This window comes from Pseudoalteromonas piratica (assembly GCF_000788395.1).
Classification (GTDB): domain Bacteria; phylum Pseudomonadota; class Gammaproteobacteria; order Enterobacterales; family Alteromonadaceae; genus Pseudoalteromonas; species Pseudoalteromonas piratica.
Map to the genome: position 1 here is coordinate 1373590 of NZ_CP009889.1, position 18050 is coordinate 1391639.

The 18050-nt window shown below is 38.0% G+C and carries 12 protein-coding genes; 6 read left to right on the forward strand and 6 right to left on the reverse strand.

Features of this window, described 5'->3' with window-relative positions; genetic code table 11:
* Positions 1 to 85: 85 nt before the first annotated feature.
* The 3 genes from phaC to OM33_RS20845 all read right to left on the reverse strand — a co-directional run bounded on the left by phaC (position 86) and on the right by OM33_RS20845 (position 3128).
* Entirely contained in the window at positions 86 to 1849 is a 1764-nt protein-coding gene (phaC, locus tag OM33_RS20835) for a class I poly(R)-hydroxyalkanoic acid synthase (RefSeq protein ID WP_040136491.1), read from the reverse strand.
* Between the two features lie 119 nt (positions 1850 to 1968).
* Positions 1969 to 2313: a phasin family protein gene (locus tag OM33_RS20840; RefSeq protein WP_040136493.1), complete on the reverse strand. Its 345-nt coding sequence runs from the start codon at positions 2311 to 2313 to the stop codon at positions 1969 to 1971.
* 65 nt (positions 2314 to 2378) lie between these two features.
* Positions 2379 to 3128: an SDR family oxidoreductase gene (locus OM33_RS20845; protein ID WP_040136494.1), complete on the reverse strand. Its 750-nt coding sequence runs from the start codon at positions 3126 to 3128 to the stop codon at positions 2379 to 2381.
* 428 nt (positions 3129 to 3556) lie between these two features.
* On the opposite strand from OM33_RS20845, the gene OM33_RS20850 reads away from it, so the two are divergent.
* Positions 3557 to 4675, forward strand: a complete 1119-nt coding sequence (locus OM33_RS20850) for a serine hydrolase domain-containing protein (protein ID WP_040136496.1) — start codon at positions 3557 to 3559, stop codon at positions 4673 to 4675.
* A gap of 197 nt (positions 4676 to 4872) precedes the next feature.
* Here the strand turns inward: OM33_RS20850 and OM33_RS20855 are convergent, their stop codons facing one another.
* Positions 4873 to 7905 (reverse strand): FG-GAP-like repeat-containing protein, encoded by a 3033-nt coding sequence (locus OM33_RS20855; RefSeq protein ID WP_040136498.1) that lies wholly within the window; start codon positions 7903 to 7905, stop codon positions 4873 to 4875.
* A gap of 259 nt (positions 7906 to 8164) precedes the next feature.
* On the opposite strand from OM33_RS20855, the gene OM33_RS20860 reads away from it, so the two are divergent.
* A complete protein-coding gene (locus tag OM33_RS20860) occupies positions 8165 to 8347 on the forward strand; it encodes a hypothetical protein (protein ID WP_040136500.1) in 183 nt (60 codons plus the stop codon).
* A 110-nt stretch (positions 8348 to 8457) separates the two neighbouring features.
* Here the strand turns inward: OM33_RS20860 and OM33_RS22230 are convergent, their stop codons facing one another.
* Entirely contained in the window at positions 8458 to 9537 is a 1080-nt protein-coding gene (locus tag OM33_RS22230; RefSeq protein ID WP_052141229.1) for a hypothetical protein, read from the reverse strand.
* A gap of 273 nt (positions 9538 to 9810) precedes the next feature.
* Here OM33_RS22230 and OM33_RS20870 point away from each other — a divergent pair, with 273 nt between their 5' ends.
* The 3 genes from OM33_RS20870 (at position 9811) to OM33_RS20880 (ending at position 13431) form a co-directional block, all read left to right on the forward strand.
* Positions 9811 to 10833, forward strand: a complete 1023-nt coding sequence (locus OM33_RS20870) for a helix-turn-helix domain-containing protein (RefSeq protein ID WP_040136501.1) — start codon at positions 9811 to 9813, stop codon at positions 10831 to 10833.
* Between the two features lie 88 nt (positions 10834 to 10921).
* Complete coding sequence (locus OM33_RS20875) at positions 10922 to 12061, forward strand: nuclear transport factor 2 family protein (RefSeq protein WP_040136503.1); 1140 nt, start codon at positions 10922 to 10924, stop codon at positions 12059 to 12061.
* A gap of 203 nt (positions 12062 to 12264) precedes the next feature.
* Entirely contained in the window at positions 12265 to 13431 is a 1167-nt protein-coding gene (locus tag OM33_RS20880) for an alpha/beta hydrolase-fold protein (RefSeq protein WP_040136505.1), read from the forward strand.
* Between the two features lie 55 nt (positions 13432 to 13486).
* Here the strand turns inward: OM33_RS20880 and OM33_RS20885 are convergent, their stop codons facing one another.
* The gene (locus OM33_RS20885) at positions 13487 to 15802 is read right to left on the reverse strand and encodes a CocE/NonD family hydrolase (RefSeq protein ID WP_052141230.1); all 2316 of its coding nucleotides are present in this window, start codon (positions 15800 to 15802) and stop codon (positions 13487 to 13489) included.
* Between the two features lie 146 nt (positions 15803 to 15948).
* On the opposite strand from OM33_RS20885, the gene OM33_RS20890 reads away from it, so the two are divergent.
* Entirely contained in the window at positions 15949 to 17985 is a 2037-nt protein-coding gene (locus tag OM33_RS20890) for a winged helix-turn-helix domain-containing protein (protein ID WP_040136507.1), read from the forward strand.
* Positions 17986 to 18050 lie beyond the last annotated feature (65 nt).

Genomic DNA, 18050 nt, shown 5'->3' on the forward strand with positions numbered 1-18050 from the left:
CCTAACACCTTAAAGCTTCAATATTTTTAAGCACAAAAGGCGAGATTACACCTCGCCTTTTTGCGAAAACTAACACCATTTTAAGTTAGATTTTTTCTTTTACATACTCACCTGGGGCATCGTAAATGCCAGGGAAAGCTTCAATTTGCGTCGCCCTTGCAGGTACTTTTTTACCATGTAACTCAGTTACCCAACTTTGCCAATGAGGCCACCAAGAACCTTGATGATGTGTCGCATTTTCAAGCCACTCACTGTCAGTGCTGTTCAATTCTCCACCGCAATAATAGCCATATTTATTCGCTTGGGGCGGGTTAATAACACCAGCAATATGACCTGATTCACCCAGTACATACGTTACAGGGCTACTTGTATTGGTTACTCCTTTAAACGTACCTTGCCAAAGTGCAATATGATCGTCCCGTGTTGAAAGCATATAAATAGGCTGTTTTACTTTAGCTAAATCAATTTTAGTGCCGCGTATACTTAACGCTTTTGCTTCAATTAACTTATTTTCTAAGTATAAGTTACGTAACATAAAATTATGGCAAGATGCGGTTAAGTTAGTGCTGTCACCATTCCAATAAAGTAAATCCATGTTCATTGGGTTTTGCCCTTTAAGGTAATTATTTACAAAATAATTCCAATAAAGGCTATTTTCGCGCAGCATACTAAATGATGTGCCTAAACTGTGGCCATTCATAATACCATTTTGCGTATTATAGGCTTCAAGTGCGGCAATGGTTGGTTCATTAATAAAGACTCCGAGTTCACCCGGTTGAGAGAAATCGAGCAATGTAGTCAACAAAGTTGCTGACTTAATTCGTTGCTTACTTCGTTTTGCTGCAAAATAGGCCATAGTTGTTGTTAGCAGTGTGCCGCCAATACAATATCCCATCGCATTCACATCTGATTGACCCGTTATTTTTTCAATATGCTCAAGTGCACTCACTACACCATCGACAACATAATCTTCAAACCCGATATGTGCCATCGATGATGTCGGGTTTTTCCAAGACATCATGTACACAGTATGACCTTGGTCTACCGCCCACTTCACCAAAGAATTATGCGCTTGCAGGTCAAGAATATAGTATTTATTGACAAATGGCGGAACAATTAACAACGGCCTTTCTAACACGTCGTCTGTTGTTGCACAGTACTGTATTAACTCAAATAAGTGATTTTGAAAAACCACTCGGCCGGGTGTTGTTGCAAGTTCTTCACCTAACTTAAATGCGTTTTCTTCTGTCATGCTAATACGCAACATATCCTGCGAATTTTCCATGTCTTTTTTAAACAGCTCAAAGCCTTTAAGTAAGTTTTCGCCCTTTGAATCAAGCGTTAATTTTAATAATTCAGGATTTGTACTAATAAAGTTAGAGGGCGAAAGAGAATTGATGGTTTGTCTTGCAAAAAAAGCCAGGCGTTCTTTTTGTTTATCATCAAGCCCTTCCGTTTCTTCAATACTTTTAAGCAATGACTGACCCAACAGCAGGTAACTTTGTTTTATGTAGTTAAACCACGGGTTCTCTTGCCATTGCTCATCTTTAAAACGTCTATCACCACGCTCTTCTTTTACTACAGGTTCAAGGTTTTTGAGATCTGTTTGAAAAGCCTGCTGCAAAATTTGAATTTGACTTTGCCACCAATCAGATTGGTTTTTGATCATTGTTTCTGGGTGCTGACTCAAGGTTTCAAGCCATTTTGAAACATCTTTTCCTTGCTGCTCATATAACGCTTTTTGCACCGGCGAGGGGTCTGTCAGTTGTTGACCAAATTGATTCATAAGATCTTGGCTATACTGCCAATATTTTTGCATTGAGGTATAAAAATCGGTTTCCATATTCATTGGGATATCCTAAAACAGCATTACAGAAAAGGGATTTAATGGGGAAAAAAGTTTAGCCTCCGTTAAAAATAGGATCTGTGTTGGCGCTTTGTATACAGATCCTATTCTGGGCAGAAAGCTTATGCTTTTTCTTGCTGTAACTGTTCCTTCGCGAGTGTTTCAAGATTTTGTTTAAATTCTTGACCTAACTGGCTCAGCTTTTGACCATCATCAATCATTTGCTGACTTAACTTCGTCAAAGCCGAAAACTGACTGACATTAAAATCGATCGCGGTTTGTGCATCTTTGATTTCAGATGCTGCCTTTAATTGTGCAAGCGATGTTTCAGAAAAGCTTTTAACGGCATCCAGTTGCACAGTTGTTAATTGCTCAATATTTTTAGCAACTAATTGATTAAACTTAATTGTTGGTTCAAAAAATTTCTTATTTTGCTCTGTTAGTGTATTTAGAAAATCTGTGTACATATTGGTATTCCTTTATTTAAAAGTTAAGCGGCTAAGTCACTTACATCCTACTCAGCACACATGATTTAATTCATATAGAGGCCGCCATTTAAGGCAAGGGTTTCACCCGTGATATAAGCTGCGTCATCTGACGCTAAATAACATACTGCTTTAGCGATTTCTTCAGGCATTGCTAAGCGCTGCATCGGTACTTGTCCCTTTATGTTTTCAAGTACTTCTTCTTTCATTGCTGCCACCATAGGCGTTTCGGTATAGCCTGGCGCTACCACATTGACAGTCACATTGCTGCGCGCCCCTTCATAGGCAAGTGATTTACTAAAGCCAATCATGCCAGCCTTTGCCGCCGCATAATTGGTTTGGCCAAATTGTCCTTTTTGACCGTTAACACTGGAAATATTGACAATACGACCCTGTTTACGCTGACACATTTGCGCAAAGAGCGGTTGCGTCATGTTAAACAGAGAATTTAAGTTGGTATTGATCACTGCTTGCCATTGCTCAAGTGTCATTCGTTTGAAGCTTGTATCTCGCGTTATCCCTGCATTATTCACCAATAAATCAATATGCTGGTAGCGCTCTGTCATCTCTTCAATTGCAGTAGCACATGCGTTTGTGTCCGTAACATCTAAAAACAAGGCTTCAACACAATTTGGGTTGATTTGCTCGCTGTTAAGCCACTGATCAAAATCTTGCGCATTGCGGTTATGGCTTGCAACAGCAATAACAAAGTAGTTTTCTGCGATTAAACTTTTGGTGATGGCTGTGCCGATTCCGCCCAGTGCGCCAGTGACAAGTGCTATTTTGGTTTTTTCCATGATGAATTCCCTACATCTATTCAACCGTACTGCAAATGGTTGGTCTGTTTACAAAAACAAATCCGTTAATTGGCTTGTTCAAAAATTTTCAAGTACAGCCTAATCTTGATGGGGAAAGATGATAGATTTTTAAACAATTTATGTCGTTTTAAATACAATCACGTTTATCTTTTATTCAAGTCAAAAAAAGAGAAAATACATTATTCAAATACGTGATTTTCGTTATTATTGTCAGTTATCTTGATAGTGTTAATAAGCAGCAAAGGTTATCAGCCATCAAATTGGCCCCCATCTATTCGCCAAATTAGAACGTATAAAAATGTTGGTTTTAATATTTAAATCAATGCTTTGTTACAAACTATCAATTGCCCAATTAGAAATAACAGGTACATTAGGTGCCATTAAATTTATAAACGCTCAGGGTAATTATGAAGAATAAAACACTTACTGCATTATTGTTATCAGGATTAGTAACAAGTGCTTTGGTACATGCAGCCTCACCAAATAATACAAAATTTGACACTGTATTTGCCGAGATAAAAACGCAAAACCCAGGCTGTAGTGTTGGTGTTATAAAAAATGGCAAGCTCATTCATCAAGCGGGCTATGGCTTAGCAAATATGGAGCTTAATGTGCCACTTGATGGCACACATGTTCACCGTATTGCTTCGGTGTCGAAGCAGTTTACGGGGTTTGCTGTGCTGCTTCTTGCCGATGAAGGGAAAATTGACTTAAACCAAGATATTCGCACCTACTTACCAGAATTAAGAGATTACAAGGTGCCAGTGACTATTAATGCTATGTTAGGCCATTATTCTGGCATGGGTGATTATGACTTTGTAAACACTGAGTTCGATAAAGATACACTGAAACTTAAATCCTCCATGGCAGGCGACTTTCGTTTAGGTAATGAAGACTATTTAACAATTCAAGAATTCTTCGATTACGTTAAAACAGTGCCGTTAAGAAACCAACCTAACGAACGTTTTAGCTATAGTAACTATGCTTATTTCTTATTGTCGATGCTCGTTGAACGTGTTTCGGGAGAAAGTCTTCGCGAATACAGTGATAAACGCATATTTAAGCCATTAGGTATGACTAATACCTTTTTCAGTGATGAGCCGACTGAAATCGTTAAAAATCGTGCAGATGGTTACAGCAAAGATAAAGAAGGCAACTACTTCACTAATATGACCAACTTATTTTGGGTAGGCGATGGCGGTTTGCATACCACTGTTGAAGATATGGCTAAATGGGATACCTATTTCTACAACCCAACCTTAGGTAAAAAGCCAAAGCAATTACTTAGCCAGTTTATGCGCCCAAACAACCCAGCAATTACAGCCGAAGGTAAATACTACGCCAATGGCCAATTTATTACTGAAAAAGACGGTGTAAAAATCATTTATCATAGCGGTGGCTGGCTTGGCACTATCACCAATTATGAGCGCATTCCTGAAAAGCAGTATTCATCGATTGTATTTTGTAACGATACATCATTGGATATTGCAAAATTGGTCACAGAGTTGCGTAAGCAAGTTTTGTAGGGTCTAAAATGAGCTGTGGAGATAGCCCAAAAAATAAAGTGAGATCAACCAGATCCCATTTATTCCTTTATCAACTATGAAGAAAAGATTTTATTTCCCCAACAATATCCATCACATTTTCAGCCAACTATGTTAGTAATAAAAACTAACATAGTTGGCTGTCGAACATTGCCCGAGACTTATCTTTAGATACTCAGTTAGTGAACTGATTTTCGTTTTGTTCTCATTAATAAAATGAACAATAATGGCAATAAAAAATACCTGCCACTTCCACCTGAAGATTTTTCTTTTTGGATTATTGGAGCAGGTTCACCTACCACTTTAATAATCACAGTTTGAGTCTCAGAATAATCAACCCCATCGAAGGCTCTATAGGTAAAAGTTGTTGTATAGCTGTCTTGACCATGCGGTTGGTATTCAAACAATCCGCTTTCAATGTCTAGTGTTAATTCACCTGTTGCAGGTTGAGATATTAATTCAAAGGTTAATGTATCTGAATTTTCATCAGTAGCTGATACTTGACTATGCAATTTCGTAGCATAATAAGTTTCAACTGTTAAGTCGTTTGCTATCGGTGCAGCGTTCGAAAAACTAATAATCATAGTTACAACGTCACTGGTGGCAAGTGTGTCAGATACTGTAAAACTAAAGCTGACTGGTGATATATCGTTTCCTTCGTTAGTATATTCGAATAGCCCTGTATTAATATTCACAGGGGTTAGCATTCCTTTATTTACATCCTTAACGATGCGATAGAAAAGTTGGTCATTATCTGCGTCGGACGCATTAAGTTGTACTTGATGTGTACCTTGCCAATGAAGCGATATAGTTTGATCAACTACTTCCGGGCTGTTGTTTGTCAAATCAATAGTAATTGTTGCTATATTAGACTCACTCGCTCCAGCTAAAGCAATGAAACTAAAACTATCTTCACCAACAATATTACCATTAGGGATATATTTGTATTCACCAGTTACACGATCGATAAACTCTACTTCACCATATTCTGGCGCATCAATAATAATAAATTGGAGATTTTCTACACTCTGCTCAACAGTTAACTGGCCATTTAAAATTTGTTTCGCATGAGTCTGCTCAAATGCATTAAGTGCAGTAAGCTCTAATTTATCCGAAGCTTCCTGGAAAACAGCTAATGAGCTACCGCCAACTAGGTACTCATATCCATTTGCAGTTTCTAACGCGCTAACTTTCCAAAATTGGCCAATACCTGAATACTTCGCTGTTACCTCAGTTGTTGATAGATCCACAAAACCAAAATCATTTTGGCAAGTATACCCTAACTTACCGTAGCTAATCCGCGAAAGCGTGATTGGATTACTATTACAAACAGATAGAAATTGGTTTTCTTTTAAATCCTCATCATAACTATAAATAGCCCCATCTTGGTGAAGGGCAATAAGTTGTATGTTTTCATCAAAAATACCAAAAGAAATATCAACAACACTCGAAGTAAAAGAAGAAGTTATTTTATCGTTAGCGACATCATATACTTTTATAACACCATTACTAACAGCAACAACATCTAGCAAGCCATCCTTTGTCTGATCAAAAACCTCAATATGTTTTATATCATCCCAGCCAGTTGACAAAATTGGTGATTTTTTTTCTAGTTCACCATCCTTACCATTTAGTATGTAGATATACTTGCCCGGTGAACCGGTGTGTTCCTTTCCACCTGCTGCAATAATTTCAACTTCACCATCGTTGTCAATATCAGCTGTGGTAACAGAATATATTGGAGAACCACTATCCAGAACCTTTGAATATTCAACCGACCCTTTTTCACCATCAATAACGTAAACAACACCATCATATAATCGGTCAGTACCAACAATAATTTCATTTTTACCGTCGTTATCAACATCTGCAACAGTTAAGTCGTGAACACCTGTCCAAGCATTTCCATTAAATAGGTTTTCTGCAGATTGCCATTCTAGCGCTTTTGTCTTGGCGTCAAATATATAAATCACTCCATCGTCGTAGCCACTGTTAGATTCAAAAGACACAGCAACAATTTCTGTTTCGCCATCATTGTCAACATCTGCATAAGTGTGACCATGGAACGGTCCTGATATATCGGAACTAATCCATTCTTGCTCAAGAGAGTTTAAATCATGAATCATCAAATGATCGGAACCTGTTGATGAGTATCCGTTACCCCATATAAGCTCATGTTCAGCATCATTATCTATATCAGCAACAAAAATTTGAGTAACACCATGGTTTGGATTGTTAACTTTCCACAAACGTTCACCAGTTTTAGCTGATAATGCATGTACACTTCCCCATTGACCGTCGCCATAAAGAATTTCATCAATACCATCATTATTGACATCGAAAAGATACATAGCATCAATATCAAGATCGCTGCGGTGAGACCAAAGCATTGCCTGCTCCGAAACGTCAAAAGACTCTAATGAGTACCAACTTTTTGCACCAATCAATTCTTCAATACCATCACTATCACTATCAACCTTGCCCAAATATGAGCCAAAACTTCCAGTCGTAGAATAGTCCCAAATTAACTCTGCTTCAGTATCTTTTAACGTATATACCTTTCCACTTCCAAGAGCAATATCGACACTGTTTGATGACATAAAATGCCCCACAACTGCGTTATTATCACCAAATTCATATGTAGATAACGCAGTCGTACCAGATAAGCTAAAGACTGATGTGCTGTAAGAACCAATTGCAATTAACTCTTCACCCTTGCTAGAGTTTACATCTGCGATGATTAATTTATTCGCAGAAAAGGATAATGAATCATCTAGCCAGCGTTTTGATGTTAAATTGTAGGTATAGACTTTACCATTGCTACCAGCGACGAAAAGTAAATGGTTATCAGAAGTATCATCGAAAAAGCCGACTAAACTATTAACAGATGAAGCATCAGGTAATGTGAATTGGTCAACAATTTCATAGTTATCCTTTTTTTCTAAGACAGAAATTGCCGTATTACTACCAAAGCCTGCACCGCTTGAAAATACTATTGAATTGGAGCCATCTTGATTAAAATCGGCAGCATAAAATCCTGTATAACCTATACCTGTACCAAAAGTATATAACCCCCAAATCTTAGTCAATTGTTCATTGCTATCAAATACTTGTGATTGTTTAATACGAGTATCAATCATTTCTGAAGGTGATCTAACAGGTAATTGTTTTTTAGAATAAACAATGGGTGATTTGGCAGTTCCAATATTCATGCTTAATTGATTATTGAATCTATTTGGCTTATCCGTAGCACTTACCGTGCACATAATCCATATTAACGAAGACGCAAAGAGTGTGCTAAGTCGCATTTACTTCCCTCAAAAATATCAAAATTTACATAGGGAACTACAGAAATGATAAAGGACTCTATTTAAGAGTTCTTTATAGTTTGTTATCCCTAACCTATTTAAATTCTAACGCTTTTTTATAGAGTGAACAATTTCATTCGTAGTTAACATATAGATAAAAAAGTTGAATCAATTTATTACTGAAAAAGACGGTGTAAAAATCATTCATCATAGCGGTGGCTGGCTTGGCACTATCACCAATTATGAGCGCATTCCTGAAAAGCAGTATTCATCGATTGTATTTTGTAACGATACATCATTAGATATTGCAAAATTGGTCACAGAGTTGCGTAAGCAAGTTTTGTAGACTCGAAAAGAAATAATAAATAAGGTAGTCCATTACTCCTTAAAAGCTCCCGACAAATAAAAAAGGTTAGCAAATATAGCTAACCTTTTAAGTATCAGTACCATTAGCGGCTAGTTACTTGCCGTATTGTATATAAACGTGCCAAATAATAAGGCAAGATCGAACTGACTAAAATTCGAGTTATTATTGCTTTCTTGCTCACGCTGATAAATATTGGTCGATGCAATGTTTTTTCCAACAGGTGAAAACGACACGTTGCGTATCCAAACTTGTCCATTCCCCGAAAGTAAACCACCAAATGCAATATGCTTAGACTTTTCATCCGTGATATCCAATACCACTGTGTGAGTTTGCCAATCGGTAGTACCTTTCATACCCCTGTCTTTCATATTGTCGTATTGCAGTTTTTTCAACTTGCCATCTACTCGCATCCAAATACCTGCGTAACCTTTAGTGACATTTTCAGTTTTAACTTCAGCACTAAATTGAACCCGTTTGCCAATGAATTGACTGGTCTCAAAATATTCGAACCAAGTGGCAAACGACTCATCGTTGTAGGTATCACTGATACGCTTAATCGTCGCTATACCATTTTCTGACCAGGCTTTGAATTTCCCAACATCAGAAAAGTTCATCCTCCATTCGTCTAGATTTAGGCTGTAATCGCTTTTAAAAATATAATTTGCCGTGCTTTCTTCATCTGTTACTGAAAACGAAATATTGCGCGCCGACATAGACCCTTTCGCGCCTTGAATTAAACCGGCGTAAATATGCTCTGCACCAGGGTTCACCGGCAGTACAACTTGAAAATTTGTCCAGTCTTTTGTGCCAATAAGGCTGCGGTCGGTAGCATTATCAAACGCAATCACTTTTTCCGAATCATTCACCCTTAGCCAAATTGAAGAATATTCAGAATTTTGCGATTTGATTTCGGCGGAAAACTTCAGCTTTTTACCAATAAATGGCGCAGCGTCAAAGTCTGTACCTGCAGCCCCAAAACTTTTTAGCCCGGCTTCGCCTTGATAAGCCAAATGTGCTTCTCCATTGGCTACATGAAAGGCATAATCTTTGATATTAGCGCTTTTTACTTTGCCCTCCATATGCCCCCAAGTAGATATATCTTCAGGGTTGGAAGCAAAACAATTTAGTGAAAAAATAAGGCCCAAAGTAAGCCATAACACCATTTTCATACAATACATTCTCTAATTTCTTTCCATGTTTTGTGACAATTATTATTTAAACAGCCAATAGCTAGGAAAGAGTTTCTAAACGCGGCACAGGGTAATAAAAAAAGGCTTTAATATCCAGATAATTAGACCATAAATAAGCATCAAAATAGGGCTTACTGGCTCATCCATTGATTTGAGGATTTTTCCTTATTATCATTTCCTTAATGCTATTTCTTGTGTCATTTGATTAGATTTGGGATAGTGACTGCATTTATTACTCAGTGTAGTTTTTTCATGAGCGCCACCTCTTATTTATTATTTTTCTTTTCCGCCTTAGGGGTGTTCAATGGCCTACTTTTAGCTTCTTGGTTAGTCTTTCGTCAAAATAAGCAAGTGGGTGATAATTGGCTGGCAATGTTGTTGTTGTTACTTTGTATACGTATCGGCAAGTCGGTAGCATTTTACTTTACCCCAAGTTTAGATAAAAACATTCTACAACTCGGGCTAACAGCCTGTTTTCTTATTGGTCCGTGTATTTACGTTTATATTACTCATCAAACTAGGCTAGGTATGCTCAACGCCATAGCAAAGTGGACTTTTGCTAGTTTAGCGATGTTTATTGTTGTGTTGGGTATTGTGTACCCTTATAAAACCCATTTAGAGCTCTGGCAATATTGGGTTTATCGCGGTTCAAGCTACCTATGGCTGGTGTGTTTGCTCTTGAGCTTCTTTCATTACAGAGAAAAAATCCAACAGTTTAAAGGCCAATGGCAAGCGTTAATCACCGACAAGCCACTCATTGTGTTGATGGGCGGTTCTTTAATCTGGTTAGCTTACTTTACTGCCTCTTACACCTCTTACATTATGGGCGCGTTAAGTTTTTCACTCACCTTGTATTTATCAGTATTAACCTTATTTAAAGCACCTAAAGAGCCGCCATTAAAAAACAATAAATACGCCAATAACAAGTTAACCGACGATCAAGTCAACGCCTATTCAAATGCGCTTGAACAGTTAATAAATGAAGAGTGCATCTACACTGATCCTCAGCTTTCATTGCCACGACTCGCTAAACGTTTAGGCATACCTCATACATTGTTGTCACAATTATTGAATGACCACTATCAAATGAACTTTAAACAGTACATTAATACTCAACGCGTCACCTTTGCACAAACACTGTTACTTGCAGAGCCGAACACCAGTATTGACGATATTGCAGAGCAAAGTGGCTTTAGTTCGTCTTCAACATTTTACAGTGCCTTTAAACATAAAACAGGCATGACTCCAAACAGTTATCGCACTGCCAAATTATAATTTAGGACTACCAGAATATAACTTAGCCTATTGATTATATTGGATTTAAGTAAAATTGAGCGGGTAAATAATTATGGAGCTCAATATTATGAAACAGACGTTTAAATGGTTAATGTTACTTATTCTGGTTGTGCATTTCACAGCACAAGCTCACGCAAAAGTGGATGAACAGCGTGAAGTAAGGGCGGTAATTCACAAATACATAAATGGCACTAGCAATGGTGAACCGGAATTAATAAAAAAAGCATTTCATGAGCGTGCTTCCTTACTACTCAGCCATCCTAATAAACCGTTTTGGCAAGTATCAGCTGAAGACTATGCTAGCTGGTTTGAGTCACCCAAGGGACAACACGCTGGTGCAATTTTATCAGTCACAATAGATGGTGATATTGCAATGGCACGAGCGTTAATCACAACGGGCTCACCTGTAAAGCAATATATTGATCAGTTCTTACTTAAGCGTTTTCCAAAAGGGTGGCAAATCGTTAGTAAAACGGCAACCCAATTGGTATCACAACAAGACAATTCACAATTAAAAAGCGCAATGAATAAACGCGTTTTATTTATTACTTCAAGTGCGGATCATCATGGCGAGTCTAGTTTACCAACTGGTGTTAGTTTTTCTGAGTTAGTCGAAGCATATGAGGTGTTTATTAATGCGGGTTATCAGGTTGATGTTGTCAGTACACTAGGGGGTAAATTACCTTTGGCTTATATCAACACATCAAACGAAAAGCACAAAAAATTTATTTATAACCAGGACTTTATGTATTTATTGGCGAATACGTTAGCACCCGAGCAAGTAGATGCGAGCCAATACTTAGCGGTGCATTATGTCGGTGGTGGTAATGCTATGTATCAGGTTGCCGAAAACAAAACGTTGCAAGCAGTAACAATGGCGGTGTATGAAAAAAATAACGGCATTGTTTCATCAGTGTGTCACGGTACAGCCGGCATTATTAACCTAAAGCTTAGTAATGGCGAATATCTCGTTGCTGGTCGCAAAGTAAGTGGTTACCCCACCGCATTTGAAAAAATAGATGCGGCTTATTATCAGCAATTTCCATTTGATATTGAAAAAACCATAACACAGCGTGGCGGTAAGTTTTCTTATGGAGAGCGCAACCAATCTTACGTACAAATCGATGGCCGCATTATTACTGGTACAAATTACCAATCATCAAAAGCGGTTGCTTTGGCGATGGTAAAAATGATGAATGATATGTAATTTCTATTTTTAGCATGATGGGCCTAAATTGCTAGGCCCTTAAGCCAAATCAAGCGCCCATTCGACCAAAAGCCACGGTTCATTGGGAGGCTTTTTACACATTAACAAGCTGTGTGACTTGTTATTTGCCCACACTATTTGCAACAATGACAGAATTGCTGTGTAAGTTATCAAATGAAACCGAATAAAGTATAAGGAATAAGATGATAAGGTTCATAATTGGATTTATAGTATTAACACTTTTCACCCTATCATCAGCTAATGCGAACGAAGTCGTTATTGGCAAAAGTGAAACTCTAAACTCGCAAGTACTTAACGAAACCCGAAAGTTATTCATTAGTTTGCCAGAAAACTATGACAAAACCGGTTATAACTACCCAGTATTATATTTTTCTGATGCACATGCCCATTTTGAAATAATGGCAAGTACTGTTAATTTCTTAACTAAGGCCAACAAAATCCCACCAATGATATTGGTAGGCATAGATACAAGTGCAAACCGTGTTCGTGATTTAACACCCATTGTTTATGATGAAGAAGAAAAAAACCACCCTTGGTTCAAAAGCGTAAACTATGGGGGCGCTAGTCAGTTTGCTAATTTTATAGAGTCTGAGCTAGTTCCGCACATCAACAAAAAATACAGAACGACCGACTTTAAGGTATTTTCTGGCCATTCGTTTGGCGGTTTATTTTCATTTTATACCTATCTTAACAAACCCAACTTGTTTGATGGATATATGGCAATTAGCCCATCTTTAGGTTGGGATAAAGAACGCTTGGTGGTTGCAGCTAAACACCAAATTGAACAAAAAACACTGTCTAAAGCTGCAATGTACTTAAGTAAAGGCAATGAAAAAGGCACGACAGGCGCGAGTTACACTGCAATTACGCAAGCCTTTGAATCTGTGAATATTGATTCGGTTAGCTCACAAGAGTTCCCTGACGAAAGCCATCTCACAGTTGTTTTTGATGCTCACTATCACGGGCTAACAACACTATTTAAGGCATGGCCTTTATCCTACGCGCAAAGCGCAAAAGGATTAGATGTTGTGATAACACACATTAACAATGTGAAAGATACATTTAAGATAAATTTTTCTTCCGAACGCTGGCTAATTAACTTAGGTAATAGTGAGCACTATAAGAAAAACTATAATAATGCTATTGAAGCATACAAACACAATATAAGCTTGTTCCCTAATTCAGACTATTCTTATTTTTTATTAGCAAGAACATATGAAGCAAACGGGCAACTTAAGATTGCGTTAAAACACTATGAAAAAGCAAATCAAATGGTTGACAGTAGCCATGCAAATAAACGTCGCTACCACGATGCAATTAGTAAGCTAAAAGCGAAGCTTAAAAACTAACACGTTTTACAAATAGCGGTAATCAATGGGGTCATCCATTGATTACCGTTATCAATTACAACACGCTACCCCATGGCTTAAGTGGTAGATTAATCTCTGATGATAAGTACCATTTTAAAATCATAGGTTCGCCTGCATCCGCAAAACTTTCAGAATTAACCGGTTTGCCTGAACCTAAATTAACTTGCGCATCGGTGTTTTTATTTAGGTTTAACACAAGCACGATTTTGCTGCCCTTTTTGATAAGTTTTGAAGTAAATCGCGCATTAACAATCGGAACGCGACGTTTTTTATTGGGAATGAGCAAACGTCTTTCACTCATATCATCTGCATAACTCGCTCGACTGCGGTAGTTATTTAAATGGAAAACTTCACCTTCAGCAGTCACTTCATAGTAATTAAAACCAATATCCACATCTCTTTTATTTACTGATATATCAAAAAAACCAGATATTGCACCTGTTAGCTCCATGTCTTCGGTAAATATAGGCGTTTCAATTTGAATACCGCCTTGCTTATCAATGCTGTCTTGAATTACTGGCCATGGCGCTAGGTTGCGTTGTTCGCTTCTATCCGTCATATCAACAATCTGCTCAATATATTGATTAGTCTGCAAAGAAGGCGCTTTTGCTAACAAATAATTCTCAGCCTCATTCGGTAATGCTTGAATATAAAAAGTCACAGCTTGTTGGTTTAGCGCTTGCAATGAGTTCGCAAATCGCCATTCGTTTGCCCCCATTACTTGGTAGTTCACCTTATTTTGCACGAGTTTTGGTTTAGGCTTGCCATATAACACATGGTCAAACCACTCAAATACCAGCTCATCTGTATCTTTTTCAAGGGCAACAGGGTCTAACTTATAATTACTGTGGTGAGAACGTGGTTTATTCTGAGCTGACCAATGGTTGTAAGGGCCAATTAAGAGTGCATGATTAGCATTAGAGTTATACTTATAATGCTCATGCAAGTAGTTTAACGCTGATATCTGACCGCCCTCAAAATACCCTGTAATAGTAAGAACAGGTATATTAATGCGCTTATATTCGTCTTTATGAGGCACCATACGTTGATAGTACGACCCGTCTTCAGGGTGAGCTAACCACTTTTGAAGCCATGGACTTGGTTTTTCAGCAATTTTATCAATATCAATAATTGCTCGACCACTTTTATACAGCGTATTTACGATATGATTCGTTCGCTGCCAGTCATTATAAACACTGTTGTCTACAGTTTTGTTGTTTGTCACAAATAAAGGCCATTCAAAATTACCTGTTAAAGCAATATTGTTTTCATACGGTAGCCCTGTGATTAAATTGGCCGCCACATAAGGTGCTATCGCCTTTAACCCCTTAGGCATATGCTTTGCGGTTGCCCATTGGGTAAAGCCATTATAACTGCCACCGTACATCACAACTTTGCCATTACTCCACACCTGTTCGGTGATCCAGTTAATTAAATGCGATGCATCTTCTCCTTCGTGTTCCCAAGGTACAATCGCTTCTTTGCTCGAACGCTTACCACGCGAATTAGCCACTATGCCAATATACCCATGTGCTGCGGCATGCATCGCAGATTTAATATGTGCAGCTTCATCAGCATAAATTGTAAACTGTAACGCTGTGCTATTTGGTTTTTTAAGACCGCGACTGCGAACAAGAGTAATGGATAGCTCAACACCACTTTTTAATTTAACTAACACATCTGGTTGAATGTAAAAGCGGCGCGCTTGTTCACGTTTTACAGTTTCATTTGTAATTGGAATGATTTCTTTAAGCACATGATATAAATGGGTGTTTACCGCAATATTTATCATCTCATCACGCGATAAGCTTTGTTTGTTTTGTACTTGCTTATAGATATTAAATACATAGTCATAGGCGTTAGACACCGACCAGCCTAGTGCTAAAGTCAATTTTACAAACGCTTCATCATCCAGTTTTTCAAATGTTTGACCAATCAGCTCACGGCTTACTTCTGCAAAAGAATCACGTAACTTACTTTTATCGTTTAACACCTGATTTATTTGGTGAAATAGCTGGAAATGAGAAAACTCTAACGTATTATTTTGCTTTTCAATGTGAGTCTCTACGGATGCAAAATCGCCTCGCAATGAAAGTAATGCAATTTTATTAAACATGGGTTGTTGGTCTACTTGTGCTGGCGTTAATTTTTTTGCAAATAACGTTAGCTCTTTTTTAAAATCTGTTGATGCTAAAATTGCTTCTGCATTTTCTGCTGCACTCAATTCGGTTGCGACAATAACCGGAGGGACAGGATATTGGTTACTCTGCTCAGCATAGGTATTTTGCAAAAAGTTTAGTAAGATGATTGCCAAATAAATCACCACTGACTTTAGACTTATTTTTTTCATTTGTGCTTCCATTTTAATAATGAGACTAAATCGTGAAGCACTCTACTGAACGCCAATTTTTAAGTCCTGACAGCGTGGTGAAAAGATGTGACTTTTTATGACAGCCTTGATTTTAAAGGGCTGCGTGATAGAACAAATGGATTAATATGCGCTGGCAAATTAAAGGTTTTGAGTTTAATGAACAACAACAAACCTTAATCACTGAGCACAATAAAGTTCGACTTGAACCGAAGATGTGTGAACTTTTAGCCTATTTTTGTCAGAATCAAAACCAAGTGATTAGTAAAGAGCAATTACTTGACGATGTATGGCATGGCCGTTATGTCAGTGATAACACCGTAAGTAAGCTCATCACAAAGCTTAGAAAAGCATTGCAAGATGATGCGCGAAATCCTGAATATATAACCACAGTACCAAAACGAGGCTATCGATTTGTCGCTACGGCAACCCCCGTTTTTGAAAAAGAAGATCAATGCGTAAAAGCCAATACTGCACCAGCCAAGCGTTTGAGTCTTAAATACATTTTGCTATTGCTCTTATTCTTTATCTTGTTTGTATCTCTATGGTTGTTTAACCATCGTACTGCCCCAAATAGTATTGTTTCAGCCAAAGCAGTTACATCAGATAAAGGCAGTGAATACTTTCCTAGCTTTGCCCCTGATGGCATTAGGCTCGCGTACATGAACCATGCTGGTGAGCGCTTCAAACTCTATGTAAAAAACATTTATTCAGGTGAACAAGTTGAAATAAACCATGGAGAACAAAGTGGCGTAGGCCCTGGCGTATGGAATAATGCGGGTACTAAGCTGGTTTATTTAGTTGCTACACAAGAATCTTGCCAATACTTTATGCGCGAGTTTAATGGCCTAACGATGTCTGCGCCTAAACTAATTTATACCTGTAAAGCAGGGAGTTTTGGTCAAATAAAGTTTACCCATGATGATAATGTGCTTATTTTTTCTGAATCTCCAGGTATGGGCAAGCCTTACTCGCTCTATTCACTGCACCTAGATGCAGGTAAAACACAGTGGCTACCACAACCCGATTTGCATTTAGGTGGCAATAGTCAGTTTGATCTTCACCCAACTGACAACAAGATTCTAATTTCTTCACCGAATGAACAGCAATGGGAAGGCTTTTATCAACTTGATTTAGACACACAGCAATTAACCTTACTGTTTGAGTTAAACGCGTATATTTGTTGTGGTATTTGGTCTCATGATGGCGAGCATGTTGTTATGATGGGTGAACACCCTGCCCGTGAAATTGTGCAATTTGAGCTTGATGGAAGCAACAAGACGGTACTGTTTACGGGCCCACAACAATTAAGTCGACCAGAGCGACATAGTAATGGAGTCGATTATGCGTTTACCGCATTTAAATATGACTTAAATGTTGATGAATATAATATTGCTGACAATAAAGCGTTATCGATTTTAAACGATACCTTTGATGAACGACTTGCTGTGTTATCACCCAACAACCAGCAAATCGCATACATTAGTTTAACCTCAGGCAATGAAGAACTGTGGCTATATAACCGAGAAACCCGTAAAAAGAAAAAAATCACCCAATACGGTGATGGCCGCCATTATGTTGATTTAACTTGGTCACCTGATGCAAATAAAGTAGCAGGGCTTACATTAAACGCGATTCATATTATTGATATACCCACAGGGGTAACACAGATACTGCCATTACCCGAAAAAGAGTTTCGTGGCGTGTCATTTCGTTCTGCCAATAAAGTCGCTTTTAGTATGAAAATTGGCGCAAACTGGCAAGTGGTTGAATTTAACTTAACTGACAATTCAATGGAGCGCCTTGAGCCAAAATGGCAGAGTGTTCAATACGATAAATTTGAGCATAATTGGCTTTGGGTTGATCAAGCTGGAAACTGGTATGTTGGCCAAAATAAAACCCCTTTGACCTTACCTAATCTACCACAGAGCGCTTTTTATGGTAGGCAGTTTGCTGTTAAAAAAAGTGGCAAACGTGTTGCGTTGTTTGATTGGCATCAGAGTAGCCTTAATATTTATAATATCGATACTCTCAAGCGAGTGTTCCAATTAAATAGCCAGCTAGGTCATTTTTCACTGCGTGGCGATCTATTACTTATCAATAAACCATCATCAGAATCCAATGATAGCGACATTTACCAAACATTTAGCGTATCTACAGAATGAAAAATAGGCGTGAGTGAAAATTGAAAAACTGCTGGTTGATGCTTGAAAAAATCAGCAGTAATTAA

Bases quoted from the DNA above. Each gene is read 5' to 3' on its own strand.
- OM33_RS20885 (WP_052141230.1), bottom strand. From the start codon at position 15,802: ATGAAAAAAATAAGTCTAAAGTCAGTGGTGATTTATTTGGCAATCATC.
- OM33_RS20880 (WP_040136505.1), top strand. From the start codon at position 12,265: ATGATAAGGTTCATAATTGGATTTATAGTATTAACACTTTTCACCCTA.
- OM33_RS20845 (WP_040136494.1), bottom strand. From the start codon at position 3,128: ATGGAAAAAACCAAAATAGCACTTGTCACTGGCGCACTGGGCGGAATC.
- OM33_RS20890 (WP_040136507.1), top strand. From the start codon at position 15,949: ATGCGCTGGCAAATTAAAGGTTTTGAGTTTAATGAACAACAACAAACC.
- OM33_RS22230 (WP_052141229.1), bottom strand. From the start codon at position 9,537: ATGAAAATGGTGTTATGGCTTACTTTGGGCCTTATTTTTTCACTAAAT.
- phaC (WP_040136491.1), bottom strand. From the start codon at position 1,849: ATGAATATGGAAACCGATTTTTATACCTCAATGCAAAAATATTGGCAG.
- OM33_RS20855 (WP_040136498.1), bottom strand. From the start codon at position 7,905: ATGAATATTGGAACTGCCAAATCACCCATTGTTTATTCTAAAAAACAA.
- OM33_RS20875 (WP_040136503.1), top strand. From the start codon at position 10,922: ATGAAACAGACGTTTAAATGGTTAATGTTACTTATTCTGGTTGTGCAT.
- OM33_RS20850 (WP_040136496.1), top strand. From the start codon at position 3,557: ATGAAGAATAAAACACTTACTGCATTATTGTTATCAGGATTAGTAACA.
- OM33_RS20870 (WP_040136501.1), top strand. From the start codon at position 9,811: ATGAGCGCCACCTCTTATTTATTATTTTTCTTTTCCGCCTTAGGGGTG.
- OM33_RS20840 (WP_040136493.1), bottom strand. From the start codon at position 2,313: ATGTACACAGATTTTCTAAATACACTAACAGAGCAAAATAAGAAATTT.